At 67.0% G+C, this 12,581-nt stretch carries 11 protein-coding genes; 8 read left to right on the forward strand and 3 right to left on the reverse strand.

Going from position 1 to position 12,581, the window contains the following annotated elements; all coding sequences use genetic code 11:
- Nucleotide 1: 1 nt before the first annotated feature.
- The 4 genes from rlmF to ABNW52_RS00375 all read left to right on the forward strand — a co-directional run bounded on the left by rlmF (nucleotide 2) and on the right by ABNW52_RS00375 (nucleotide 4,196).
- A complete protein-coding gene (gene rlmF / locus ABNW52_RS00360) occupies nucleotides 2–958 on the forward strand; it encodes a 23S rRNA (adenine(1618)-N(6))-methyltransferase RlmF (RefSeq protein ID WP_349582449.1) in 957 nt (318 codons plus the stop codon).
- Nucleotides 959–1,210: 252 nt separating this feature from the next.
- The gene (locus tag ABNW52_RS00365; protein ID WP_349582451.1) at nucleotides 1,211–2,170 is read left to right on the forward strand and encodes a LysR substrate-binding domain-containing protein; all 960 of its coding nucleotides are present in this window, start codon (nucleotides 1,211–1,213) and stop codon (nucleotides 2,168–2,170) included.
- 105 nt (nucleotides 2,171–2,275) lie between these two features.
- Entirely contained in the window at nucleotides 2,276–3,388 is a 1,113-nt protein-coding gene (locus ABNW52_RS00370) for an NAD/NADP octopine/nopaline dehydrogenase family protein (protein ID WP_349582453.1), read from the forward strand.
- A gap of 37 nt (nucleotides 3,389–3,425) precedes the next feature.
- Nucleotides 3,426–4,196, forward strand: coding sequence for an ABC transporter substrate-binding protein (locus ABNW52_RS00375; protein WP_349582455.1), 771 nt, complete (start codon nucleotides 3,426–3,428; stop codon nucleotides 4,194–4,196).
- An 88-nt stretch (nucleotides 4,197–4,284) separates the two neighbouring features.
- Here the strand turns inward: ABNW52_RS00375 and ABNW52_RS00380 are convergent, their stop codons facing one another.
- Nucleotides 4,285–5,520 (reverse strand): DEAD/DEAH box helicase, encoded by a 1,236-nt coding sequence (locus ABNW52_RS00380; protein WP_349582457.1) that lies wholly within the window; start codon nucleotides 5,518–5,520, stop codon nucleotides 4,285–4,287.
- A 194-nt stretch (nucleotides 5,521–5,714) separates the two neighbouring features.
- Here ABNW52_RS00380 and ABNW52_RS00385 point away from each other — a divergent pair, with 194 nt between their 5' ends.
- On the forward strand, nucleotides 5,715–6,641 hold the full coding sequence (locus tag ABNW52_RS00385; protein WP_349582459.1) for an alpha/beta hydrolase family protein: 927 nt from the start codon (nucleotides 5,715–5,717) through the stop codon (nucleotides 6,639–6,641).
- Here ABNW52_RS00385 and ABNW52_RS00390 read toward each other — a convergent pair.
- Nucleotides 6,635–7,531 (reverse strand): LysR family transcriptional regulator, encoded by an 897-nt coding sequence (locus ABNW52_RS00390; RefSeq protein WP_349582461.1) that lies wholly within the window; start codon nucleotides 7,529–7,531, stop codon nucleotides 6,635–6,637. The two genes, ABNW52_RS00385 and ABNW52_RS00390, sit on opposite strands and share 7 nt — an antisense overlap.
- Nucleotides 7,532–7,632: 101 nt before the next feature.
- On the opposite strand from ABNW52_RS00390, the gene ABNW52_RS00395 reads away from it, so the two are divergent.
- Nucleotides 7,633–8,634, forward strand: coding sequence for a YeiH family protein (locus ABNW52_RS00395; RefSeq protein ID WP_349582464.1), 1,002 nt, complete (start codon nucleotides 7,633–7,635; stop codon nucleotides 8,632–8,634).
- A gap of 70 nt (nucleotides 8,635–8,704) precedes the next feature.
- A complete protein-coding gene (locus tag ABNW52_RS00400) occupies nucleotides 8,705–9,331 on the forward strand; it encodes a 2OG-Fe(II) oxygenase (RefSeq protein WP_349582468.1) in 627 nt (208 codons plus the stop codon).
- 89 nt (nucleotides 9,332–9,420) lie between these two features.
- Here the strand turns inward: ABNW52_RS00400 and ABNW52_RS00405 are convergent, their stop codons facing one another.
- Nucleotides 9,421–11,088 (reverse strand): ABC transporter substrate-binding protein, encoded by a 1,668-nt coding sequence (locus tag ABNW52_RS00405; RefSeq protein WP_349582470.1) that lies wholly within the window; start codon nucleotides 11,086–11,088, stop codon nucleotides 9,421–9,423.
- A gap of 259 nt (nucleotides 11,089–11,347) precedes the next feature.
- Here ABNW52_RS00405 and ABNW52_RS00410 point away from each other — a divergent pair, with 259 nt between their 5' ends.
- Entirely contained in the window at nucleotides 11,348–12,553 is a 1,206-nt protein-coding gene (locus tag ABNW52_RS00410) for an MFS transporter (protein ID WP_349582472.1), read from the forward strand.
- The last annotated feature ends 28 nt before the right edge of the window (nucleotides 12,554–12,581 follow it).

Consider the following 12,581-nt stretch of genomic DNA (forward strand, 5'->3'; position numbering starts at 1 on the left):
CATGACAACTTCTTCTACTTCCGACAGCAAACCCGGCCTGCACTTTCGCAGCGCCCATCGCAACCCCTACGATTTTGCCGCGCTGATCGCGGTCAATCCGGAGCTGGCCGAGTTTGTGCGCCACAACGAACACGGCATCGAAACCGTGGATTTCCACAACCCGGCGGCGGTGAAGGCGCTCAACCGCGCGCTGCTGATGCACCACTACGGCGTACTGTTCTGGGATATTCCGCCGGGCTACCTGTGCCCGCCGGTACCAGGCCGTGCCGACTACCTGCACCACGCTGCCGACCTGCTGGCCAAGAGCAACAAGGGCACCATCCCCAAGCGCGTCACCGTGCTGGACGTGGGCGTGGGCGCCAACTGCATCTACCCGATCATCGGCCGCAGCGTGTACGGCTGGCGCTTTGTCGGCAGCGACATCGACCCGGACGCGCTGCGCATGGCACGCTTGCTGGTGGATGCCAACCCGCAGCTGAAGAGTGGCCTCAAGCTGCGGCAGCAGACCAATCCGGCCGACGTGTTCGACGGCATCATCAAGCGCGACGACCGCTTCGACCTGACCATCTGCAACCCGCCGTTCCACGGTTCGTCGCAGGAGGCGGAGGCGGCGGCGCGGCGCAAGGTGGCCAACCTCACCGGCCAGCGCATGGCCAATGTCGAGCTGAACTTCGGCGGCAAGCACCACGAGCTGTGGTGTGACGGCGGCGAGGAATACTTCCTGGCCACCATGGCGCGCCAGAGCGTGCGCTACGGCCACCAGGTGGCGTGGTTCAGCTCGCTGGTGTCCAAGGTGGACAATGTGCGCGGCCTGCAGCGCGAGCTGGAAATGTGCGACGCACGCCGCGTGGTGGTGCTGGAAATGGCGCAGGGCAACAAGGTCAGCCGCGTGGTGGCGTGGACCTTCCTCGACAAAGAAGCAATGGCGGAGTGGCGCGATACGCGCTGGGAGTCGTAAGCCCGCCGCCGTAAGGCAAACAAAAACCCCGCCGGGAAGCCGCGCGGGGTTTTTTGTTCCCGTCTACCCGGCGATCACATTTGTCGAGGCGCGCGGAAGCTGTTTACCATGCGCGTCGTGCCACCGAGACAATGTCGCCATGTCCGGCAAGCACACCGTTGATACGTGGGCGTGCCGCGTCGCCGCTTGTTTTTGCCTGGTCTTGCGCTGAGACGCGAGACGTTACCCAGGCAAGCCTCAGCAGGAGTGGGTATGAAGTTCCAGCAGATTAGCGCTTTCAAGGCCGTGATCGAGTTGGGTACGGTGACGGCCGCGGCCAACTATCTGCACATTGCGCAACCGGCGGTAAGCCGGCTGATCGCCTCGCTGGAGGAAGCGGTGGGCTTTCCCTTGTTCGAGCGCATCAAGGGGCGCTTGCAGCCCACGTCGCAGGGGCGGGCATTTTATCTGGAGGTGGATCGGGCGTTTGTCGGATTGGAGCGTCTGCGCCATAGCGCCAGCAGTATCCGGCAGCAGCACAGTGGCAGTCTGGTGCTGGCGGCGATGCCGCTGCTGTCCAACCTGTTCTTGCCGGAGGCCCTGCGGCTGTGTCTGCAGCAGGGCTTTCAGGGGGCGATGACGCTACAGACGTTTCGTAGCGAGGAAGTACTGCAGCGCGTCGCCATCCAGACCTGTGATATCGGCTTTGCGTTGGGCTGCGAGGCCGGCGAAGGCATGAGCGGGCTGCGGGTGCGCTGCGACAGTATCTGCCTGCTGCCGCCGGCGCATCCGCTGGCGCAGTTGCACCGTCCGCTGACGCCGGGCGACCTTGCCGGTACCGCGCTGATTCGCAATGAGCAGGACCCGGCGCAACAGCTGCTGGACCATGTGTTCCGTCAGGCCGGCATGCATCGTCATGATCCGATCGAGGTGTCATTCGCCAGCGCCCTAGCCAGCCTGGTGGCTGTCGGGGTGGGCGCTGCGGTTACCGATCCGTTTACCGCCCATATCGCCCGTAACCAGAACGAGGCGGTGACCATCCACCGCTTTGAGCCGGCGCTGCCGTTCGAATTTCTGATTTTGCTGCCCACCTTGCGACCGCTGGCGCCGTTTGCCCAGCACTTCCTGCGCGCCTTCTTCGAGCTGGCCCGCGAGGAGGGTATTCTGTTGCAAGTGGAGTACCTGCCCCATGGCGAGGCGCTGTTTGGCGGCGCGTCACCGTGGCTACCGTGACCTATCCATAACGTTACGGCATGGATTCAGCTTGAAATAGCATTTTTTCTAGTTATGGATTTTGGCCAAGATGGCACTGAAGATCACTCACCAGAGATTCAGTTCATGTCATCGCTCCGCGTTTCTGTTCTCGGGGCCGGCAATGCCGGCCTGACCGCCGCCTACCACCTCAGCCGCGAGGGAGTGGACGTCTGCCTGTACGGCGCCCCCGGTTTCGATCTGCAGCTGGATGCCATCGCGCAGCAGGGCGGCATCACCGCCTTGGCGGCGCTGGAGGGCGAGGCCCTGCTGCTGGCCGGCCACGCTGCGTTGCATACGCTCACCCGCTCGCTGGCCGCTGCGGCCGCCTTCGCCGACATCCTGCTGCTGCCGGTGCCGTCTTTTGCCCAGGAAGCCTTGTTTCTGGCGTTGTTGCCGCATCTGCGCAGTGGCCAGCTGATCTGCCTGATGCCCGGCAACTACGGCTCGCTGGTGCTGCGCCGCTTGCAGCGGGAGCATGGCTACGCGGCGCTGGATCTTACTTTTGTCGATTGCATTTCCATTCCGTGGGCGACGCGCATTGTCGCGCCGGCACAATTGGCTATTTTCGGTATCAAGCGGCACCTGCCGGCCGCCGCCTTGCCCGCCAGCCGCACCCGTGCGGCACTGGCGCGCTTGCAGCCGCTGCTGCCACTGCCCTTGACCCCGCTTGGCAATGTGCTGGAGGCGGGGTTGGAAAACATCAACTTCGGCGGCCACCCGCTGCTGACCATCTGCAGCATGGGACTGCTGGAAAACAGCGGTGGCCGTTTCAGCTTCTATCGCGATTGCTGTTCGCCGGGCGTGGCACGCGCTGCTGAACAGCTGGATACCGAACGACTACAGGTGGGCGCCGCGCTGGGCCTGACGCTGCGCAGCGAACTGGCGGCGATGAATGATCTGTACGGCACGCAGTTTGACAGCGTGCTGGCGCTTAACCGGCAAAGTGACACCCACAGCAAGCTGCATAGCGCACCGGAAGGGCCGCAGTCGCGCTACATCAGCGAAGACGTGCCCTATCTGCTGGTGCCTTGCCACGAGCTGGCTCGGCTGTGCGGGCTGGCGACCCCGATTCTGGATGCCTGCCTCAATCTGGCTGGCGCCTTCAACCAAACTGATTACCGCCGGCATGGCCGGACGCTGGCCAGTATGGGCCTGGCCAGCACGCCGCCGGTTGCCTTGCTGGCGGCGCTGGACTAATTCGGGCGGTTATCTCACGACAACAAAGGAGAGCATCATGAACAAACCCATCAAACAACTGGCGCTGGCTGGCATGCTGTTGGCCATGCTGGGCACGGCACAGGGTGAGACACTGCGTTTTGGCATGGATGGCAATTACCCGCCGTTCACCAAACAGGGGGCAGATGGCAATCTGCAAGGTTTTGATGTGGATATCGCCCAGGCACTGTGCCAGGTCATGCAGGTGACGTGCCAGATCGTGCCGCAGGACTGGGACGGCCTGATTCCCGGGCTGAACGCTAATAAATACGACGCCATCCTGTCATCGATGTCGATTACCGCCGAGCGCAAGAAGGCGGTGGATTTCACCAATAAGTACTACCACGTGCCGGCACGCATGATCGCCAAAGCGGGTTCCAGCATCGGCGCCAAGGATTTTAGCGGCAAGCGTATCGGTGTGCTGCGGGCATCCACGCAAGAGAAGTATGCCCGCGATGTGTGGGGCAAGAATGGCGCCAATATCGTGGTGTATGGCAAGGCGCCGGAAGCGTTTTTGGATTTGAAGTCCGGGCGGGTGGATGGGGTGTTTGTGACCAGCGAAGTGGGTGACCAGGACTTCATCCAGACCAAGCAGGGGGCTGGTTACGCCTTTGTCGGCGCGCCGATTACCGATGTCCGTTACTTTGGTGAAGGTGCCGGCATCGCGGTGAAAAAGGGCAATGCCGAGCTGGTGCAGCGGTTGAATCAGGCCATTAGCCAGATTCGCAAGAATGGCAGCTACGGCAAGATTCAGAAAAAGTACTTTTCGGCAGATATCTTCGGCGACTAAGAGATTTCTCCGGGACGACGCCTGCAAAAACGCCCTGCGGCCAACCTTGTCATAGCGCAAGGCCGCAGGGCGTTTGGTTGATGGCGTCTCAGTCCGGCTGCTTGGCCGCCGCCGCGCGCAGCTTGTCCTTTTTGCTCATGCGCTTGCCCTTGATGCCGCCGTTGTCGTCGCTGGCCAGCAGCCGCGCGGCGGGTTGATCGGTTGGCTCGAAGCCCGGCAGCACTTCGCGCGCCAGCTTCAGGCCGAGGCGTTTTTCGATCAAGCGGAAGTGCGCACGGCTGTCGGCGTCGATCAGGCTGACCGCCACGCCGCGCTGCCCGGCGCGGCCGGTACGGCCGATGCGGTGGGTGTAGTCCTGCGGCGAGCGCGGTAGCGCCATGTTCACCACCGCCGGCAGCGCCGGCACGTCGATGCCGCGTGCCGCCAGATCGGTGGCCACCAGCACCTGCAGCGTGCCGTTCTTCAGATTGTCCAGCACCCGCTCGCGCCGCCCCTGCGCCAGCTCACCATGCAGCGCGGCGGCGCGGATGCCTTCGCGTTGCAACCACTGCGCCAGTTCGGCGGCATCGTGCTTGCTGTTGACGAACAGCATCGCCTGCGGCCAACCCTCCTGCTGCAGCAACTGCAGCAGCAGCGCATTGCGCTGGCGGGCATCCACCTCGATGGCGCGCTGGGTGATGTCCGGCACCTGCTCGGCGGCGATGTGCACCCGCTGCGGCTGCTGTAGCAGGCCGGCCGCCAGCTGTTGCACGTTGGCCGCAAAGGTGGCGGAGAACAGCAGCGTCTGCCGTTTGGCCGGCAGCAGCGCCAGGATGCGGTTCAGTTCGTCGGCAAAGCCCAGCGCCAGCAGGCGGTCGGCTTCGTCCAGCACCAGGGTGTCGATGCTGGCCGGCTGCACGGCGTTGTGCTCGATCAGGTCCAGCAGCCGCCCGGGGGTGGCGATCAGGAAATCCGCACCGCCGCGCAGCGCCAGCAGTTGCGGGTTGATCGACACGCCGCCATAGGCGGTAACGATGTTGAGGCGCGGCAGGTGGGCGGCCAACTGTTGCAGCGTGGCGCCGACCTGCTGCGCCAGCTCGCGGGTAGGCAGCAGCAGCAGGGTGCAGCGCTTGCCGTGGCTGCCCTTGCGCTGCAGCCAGTGTTGCAGCAGCGGCAGGCAGTAGGCGGCGGTTTTGCCGGCGCCGGTGTGGGCGGTGGCCAGCAGGTCGTGGCCGGCCAGGATCAGCGGAATGGCCGCTTGCTGGATGGCGGTGGCGGCCGGGTAGCCGGCTTCATCCAGCGCGTGCAGCAGCGCCGGGTCCAGCGCAAAAGAGGAAAAGGGCATCGGCGAGCATGGCTTGCGCCAGGCACTAAAAGAGAAAGGCGGCAGTCTACGGGGTTTCGACTGTGGTAACTAGCGCAGCGGCCAGACCGGCGGCAGGTGGTTTCCGGTTGACGCCGCGGGGTGGGGTGCGGTTTAGTCAAGCGCTTGTTTAAACGGCTGCGCAGACAGCCGGCGACACCACCACGGGAGGAAACATGAACATTCGGCTGGACGATATCCAGGTGCCGGTCACCGACCGCGATACGCTGTTCCTGAAACGGTTGCGCCCCAAAGGCAGGCTGGATGCGCCGGCAGTGCTGCTGCTGCACGGGGTGATGGCCAACGGCCGCATCTTCTACTCCGCCAACGGCAAGGGGTTGGCGCCGTATCTGGCGGCGCATGGTTACGATGTGTTTGTGGCCGATCTGCGCGGGCGCGGCAACAGCACGCCGCGCATCGACCGCCATGCCCGCCACGGCCAGACCGAAACCATCACCGAAGACCTGCCGGCGCTGCATGCGGCGGTGCGCCACATCAAGGGCGAGGCGCCGCTGCACTGGCTGGCGCATTCCTGGGGTGGGGTGCACATGAGCAGCTGCCTGCTGCGCCATCCGCAGTTGATCCCGCAGGTGCAGAGCCTGGTGTATTTCGGCAGCAAGCGCAGCGTGCATGTGCGCAACTGGCGCAAGCGGCTGGAGGTGGACCTGATGTGGAACATCGTTGGCCGCCTGCTGTGCCGCAGCGTGGGTTACCTGCCGGCGCAGCGCATCGGCCTGGGGGCGGACGACGAGACCGACAAGAGCCACCGCCAGAGCAAGCAGTGGGCGCAGGTGGCGCCGTGGGTGGATAGCGACGATGGCTTCGACTACGCCGCCGCCGCGCAGCAGCACCGCTTGCCGCCGGCGCTGTACTTCGCCGCCCGCAACGACCCCTGCCGCGGCCACCCGGACGATGTGCGGCGCTTTCGCGATGAAAGCGGCCAACATCTGTCGCGGCTGCGGCTGCTGGCGCGGCACAAGGGCCATCGCCACGATTACGACCACGTCAGCCTGCTGACGCATCCGGATGCGGTGCATGACCACTTTCCGCTGGTGCTGCACTGGCTGGCCGGGCAGTACCAGCGGGTGGTGGAAAACTACTGAGCCGCGCCGGCCTGGCCGCCGCCGGCATCCAGCTGCAAAAACTCTTGCATGCTGCGCCCCACCGGTTTGTCGCGGTGGCGCACGCACCACAGCGTACGCGCCAGCGGCGGCAAACCGGCGGCCAGCTCCACCAGGCTGCCGTCGGCCAGCAGCTCCGCCACCACCCGCCGCGACAGGCAGCTGATGCCCAACCCGGCTGCCACCGCGCGCTTGATGGCCTCGGAGTCGCCCAGCTCCATTTCCAGCTGCAGGCTGCCCAGCAGCGGCAGCAGCACGCGTTCCACTTCCTCGCGGGTGCCGGAGCCGGCCTCGCGCAGCAGCCACGGCGCGGCGGCCAGGCTGGCGCGGGATAGCGGTTGCTGTGCCAGCGGGTGCTCCGCCGCCGCGATCAGCACCAGCTCGTCCTGCTGCCACGGCGTGGCCAGCAGTTCCGGGTGGTGGCACGGGCCTTCGATCAGGCCGAAATCCACCCGCAGCGCCGCCACCGCCGCCACGATGTCGCGGGTGTTGGCCACCTGCAGGAGAACCTTGCATTGCGGCCAGTCACGGCGCAGTGCGGCCAACCTTTGCGGCAACAGGTAGTTGGCGATGGTGGTGCTGGCGCCCAGCCGCAGCGACAGCGCCGCCTGGCCGAACAGCCCCTGCAGCGCGGCGGCATCGTCCAGCAGCGCCCGTGCCCGCGGCAGCAGCGCGCGGCCGTTCTCGTTCAGCTGCAGGCGGCGGCCGATGCGGTCGAACAGCGCCGCGCCCAGCGCGCTTTCCAGCTGCGCCAGTGCCTGGCTGGCGGCGGATTGCGACAGCGCCAGCGTGCTGGCGGCACGGGTCACCGATTCGGCATCGGCAATGGCGGCGAACACTTCCAGTTCGCGCAGGCTGAGCTTGAGGGTCATTGATCGGTATTGCTAATGGTGTTGATCGATATTATCCGTTTTACCACTAAACGCCGGCTGCGTAAGCTGGCGCCACCGTTAAACCTTGTGGTGCTATCAATATGCAAAAAAACGCATATTTACCCGGCTTGCTGGCGGCGCTGCTGCTGGCACTGGCCGCCGGACAGCTGGCCAGCCTGCCATGGTTGGCCGCGCATGGCGGCTCGGCGCTGACGCTGGCAATGCTGGGCGGCATCGTGCTGGCCAATCTGCGGCCGCTGCCATCCCGCTGGCAGCCAGGGTTGCGGCTGTGCAAGCAGCAACTGCTGCGCGCCGGCATCGTGCTGTTCGGCCTGCAGCTGACGCTGGGCCAGCTGCTGCAGCTGGGCGGGCGGGTATTGCTGATCGATGCGCTGGTGCTGGCTAGCACTTTCGGGCTGGCATTGTGGCTGGGGCGCAAGCTGGGGCTGGACCGCGACAGCTGCGTGCTGATCGGCGCCGGCAGCGCCATCTGCGGCGCGGCGGCGGTGCTGGCCACCCAGCCGGTGATCCGCGCCAGCGGCGAGCGTGCCAGCGTGGCGGTGGCCGGCGTGGTGCTGTTCGGCAGCATCGCCATGCTGCTGTATCCGTGGCTGTACAGCCTGCTGGCGCCGCTGGGGCTGAACGAGGCCGCCTACGGCGTGCTGACCGGCTCCACCCTGCACGAAGTGGCGCAGGTGGTGGCCGCCGGCCGCGCGGTGGGCGAGGGCGCCGCGGCCAACGCGGTGCTGACCAAGATGCTGCGGGTGATGCTGCTGGCGCCGTTCCTGCTGCTGCTGGCCGCCTGCTGGCAGCGTCGTGCCGCGCCTACCGGCCAGCGGGTGCCGATCACCGTGCCGTGGTTCGCGTTTGGATTTATCGCCGCCATCGCCGTCAACAGCAGCGGCGTGCTGGCCGCCGGGCTGCGCGACGGTCTGCTGCAGCTGGACCGCCTGCTGCTGGCCACCGCCATGGCCGCGCTGGGGCTGGATACCCGCCTGGCCGCCATCCGCGCCGCCGGCTGGCAACCGCTGCTGCTGGCGGCGCTGCTGTTCGGCTGGCTGCTGCTGGGCGGTGGCGGCATCAACTGGCTGCTGCAGGCTTGATGCAATGCATTGGCGGCGCCGCCGCCGCATGGTAGAAAGCCGCCTGACCGATTTTTTGCCGATTACCGCGATGTCCCTGCAATTCGATATTGATGCCGTACTCGACCGCCTGGCCACCGATGGCTGGGTGGTGATTCCCCATGCCATGCCGGCGGCGCTGACCGCCGAGCTGCGCGACGCCTGCCTGCAGGTGTGGCAGCAGGGGCTGTTCCACGAGGCCGCCACCGGCCGTGGCGATGGCCAGGCGCGCCGCGCCGAGATCCGCAGCGATTCGGTGCTGTGGCTGGATAAAGTGGCGACGCTGCCGGCGGTGGCCGCCTACAACGCGGCGATGGACGACATCATGCAGGCGGTGAACCGTGGCCTGTACCTGGGGCTGGCCGAGCTGGAGTCGCACTTCGCGGTGTACCCGGAAGGCGCGTTCTACAAGAAGCATCTCGACCGCTTCCGCGACGACGACGCCCGCACCCTGACCACGGTGTTCTATCTCAACGAAGCTTGGCCGCAGGATGCTGGTGGCGAGATCCGCTTGTATCTGGACGCCGATTGCACGCAGCACATCGACGTAACGCCGGAGGCCGGCACCCTGGTGCTGTTCCTGTCCGACCGTTTCTGGCACGAGGTGCTGCCGGCAACACAGCAGCGGCTGTCGGTGACCGGCTGGTATCGCCGCCGCGGCGGCAGCGTGCCGTGGTAAGCACAGTCGGCTAGTCATGCCACAGCGCCCCGACACGGGGCGCTGTTGTTTTATGCGGCCAACGTTGGCCGCAGCGGTTGGCCCGGCGCTCAGGCTTCGTCCTGCAGCCATAGCCGCGAGAAATCCATCCAGCCATTCAGCCCCAGCGTCAACCCGGCCACCGCCGGGCTGGCGATCACGCCCTGGTATTCGTGCGATAGCGGCAGCAGCCAGCCTTCGGCCACCAGCCAGTCGCCGATCTGCCGGTACGCCGCCATGCGCGCAGCGGGTGACGGCTGGCGCTGGATTGCCAGCAGCGCCGCATCCATGCGTGCACCGCCGACCTCGCCCAGCGCCAGCCGCAGCGTCGGATTGCTGCCAAACCATTCGTGGCAGCTGTAGTCGCGGTCGTCGTGCAGCACCTCGCTGCCCAGCACCAGGTCGGTATCCGGCCACCATTCCTGCAGTCGTTCGTAGCGCGGATAGTCCAGGGTGACGATCTGCAGCCCGATGCCGGCGGCGGCCAGCCGCGCCGCCAGTGCCTGCGCCAGCGGCTGGAAGGCTGCCAGCTCGTAGGTCACCAGCCGCAGCTGGCTGCCGGGTGGCAGCGCCGCCGCCGCCGGGGCCACCGCTGGCTGCTGCCAGTCCGGCAGCAGGCCGTGCGCCGGGCGCCGCAGCGGATCGTCGGCGGTAATCACCGACGGCTGCGACAGCAGCCGCAGCAGCCAGCGCCGGCTGGCGGCGTCGCGCAGCAGCGGTCGCTGCGGGTTGGGCACCAGGTAGGTGCAGGCCGATTGCAGCGAGCGATCGCCGCCGGCGGCGTCCAGCCGCACATCGAAGCCTTGCTGCTGTGCCGGGGTGTCGATCACCCACAGGTCGATCTCGTCCAGCAGCGGCCGCTCGCGGTAGTAGTGCGGGTTGGCCTGCAGCGTCAGCCGCTGCGGGCTGTGGCGCAGCACGCGGAACGGGCCGCTGCCCACCGGCAGCTGCGCAAAGCCCGCCGCCCGCCGCAGCGGCACGATGGAGGCATTGGCGGTGATCAGCCGCTGCGGCCACAGCCAGTCGCTGTCGGCCAGCTCGAAGCTCAGCGACAGCGCATCGTGCAGCCGGATGGCGCGCAGGCCGCGGTACTGCCGCCGCCACGGGCAGGCCGGGTGGTCCAGCCGGCGCAGGCTGGCCGCCACCGCCTGGGCATCCAGCGGCGTGCCGTCGTGAAAGCTGATGCCCGGTCGCAGCCAGAAGCGCCAGCGGCACGCGTCGTGCTGTGCCTCCCAGTGGTGCGCCAGCGCCGGCTGCAGCGTCTGGCTGTGCACGTCGAAATCGCACAGGCGATCGAACAGCTGCCGCACCAGATGCGCTTCCAGCCGGCTGCTGACTTGCTGCGGGTCCAGCGTGGTGAGCTGGCGATGGATGGGGATGCGCAACTGGCGGCGGTTGTTGCCGGCGCCCAGATAGCACGACAGCTGCGCCATCAGCTGGCCGCGCTGTTCCGGCGGCAGGCGGGCAAACGCCTGTTCCAGCTCGCCCTGCGCCAGCAGGCGGCCAACGCTGTCCAGCGCCAGCGTGTCCGGCGCGCGCAGGCAGCGCAGGGTGGACAGCCGGCCGCGGCCACGGCCGGCCTGCCAGGCGATCCAGCCCTGTGCCTGCATCTTGCCCAGCTGCAGCCGCACATTGCGCTCGCTGCAGTTCAGTAGCGCGGCCAGCGCCGGCAGGCCGGGATGGCTGTCGGCTTCGCCGTAGTGCTGATGCAGCAGCCGGTATTGTTGTTCCAGACGCATGGCGACTCCTGGCCGCGGCCAAGGTGGCCGCGACGGATAAAAGCGGAAGTAAATAATGGAAGGATTATCCATTTTTTGCTTCTGCTTTGTTGCCGATACTGACGGCATCGCAAGTAACCGCCGGTTTACGTTGCTGGCAGCGAGTGCAAGTGCCGACCATCGCGGTCGGAGCCGCGGAATTTACTCGCAGTAAAAGCACCTTCCGCACTCGTATCGCCGCCGCAACGCAGCGCGTAAACCGCAACTCAGGAGTGTCATCGTGTCGCGTTTTCCCCCACTGGTGCAGCAGCTGTTGCTGAGCAGTTTTGTGTTGTCGATCAGCCGCGCGCTGGTGTCGCCGCTGTTGGTGCTGACGCTGGGGCGGCAGCTGCAGTTGGCCGCCCAGCAGATCGGTCTGCTGCTGGGCGCCGTACTGCTGGCCGCCACCCTGGGCGGGTTGTATGCCGGCTATCTGGTGGATCGCGCCGACCGCCGCCGCCTGCTGCAGGCAGCGCTGCTGGCCATCGGTGTCGGCTTTGCGCTGCTGCCGGCCTGTCGCCATACCGCGCTGGCCGCCGTGGCGCTACTGCTGGTGGAGCTGGCCTTCGTGCTGTTCGGCATCGCCATCAAGGCGCTGCTCAGCGATTCGCTGCCGCCGGCGGAGCGCAGCCGCGCCTTCTCACTGCGCTACACACTGGCCAATGTCGGCTATGCCATCGGCCCGCTGCTGGGCAGCCTGCTGGCGGCCGGCCAGATGGCGTGGGCGTACTGGCTGGCGGGGCTGCTGGCGCTGCTCAGCCTGCCACTCACCCGGCTGGTACCGCGCGGCCACGCGGCGGCGCAGGCCAGCCAGCCGCAGCAGTTCGCCGCCACGCTGCAGCTGCTGCGCCGCGACCACACCCTGGTGCTGTTCACCATCGGCAGCCTGCTGGCCTGCGTGGTGCACGGCCGTTTTTCCGACTACCTGTCGCTGTACCTGCTGCAAAGCCACAGCGATGCCGAGGTACTGCGCTGGATGTCGGCGCTGATCACCTGCAACGCCGTTACCGTGGTGCTGTGCCAGTACTGGCTGGGCCGCCTGCTGCGGCCGCACAACCTGCTGCGCTGGATCATGCTGGCCTCGGTGCTGCTGGCCGCCGGCCTGGCCGGCTTCGCGCTGTCGCCGTCGCTATGGCTGTGGTGCGGCTGGATGGTGCTGTTCACCCTGGGCGAGATCCTGCTGGTGCCGGCGGAGTACCTGTACATCGACGCCATCGCGCCGGAACAGCTGAAGGGCAGCTACTACGGCGCACAGAACCTGGCACAGCTGGGCGCCGCTGGCAGCCCGGTGCTGGCCGGCCTGCTGCTTACCGCCATGCCCGGCAGCGCCATGCTGTGGAGCATGCTGCTGCTGACGCTGCTGGGTGCGCTGTTCGTGTGGCAGGCGGACCGGGCGCACCGGCGGCCGGTTTCGCCGGCGCTGACGGCAGCGGAGGTGGCGCGCTAGCTGGTCGGGTCGCGGGTATGTGGCCAAC

The sequence above is a fragment of the Vogesella oryzagri genome, assembly GCF_040148885.1.
In the GTDB taxonomy this organism is placed as follows: Bacteria; Pseudomonadota; Gammaproteobacteria; order Burkholderiales; family Chromobacteriaceae; genus Vogesella; species Vogesella oryzagri.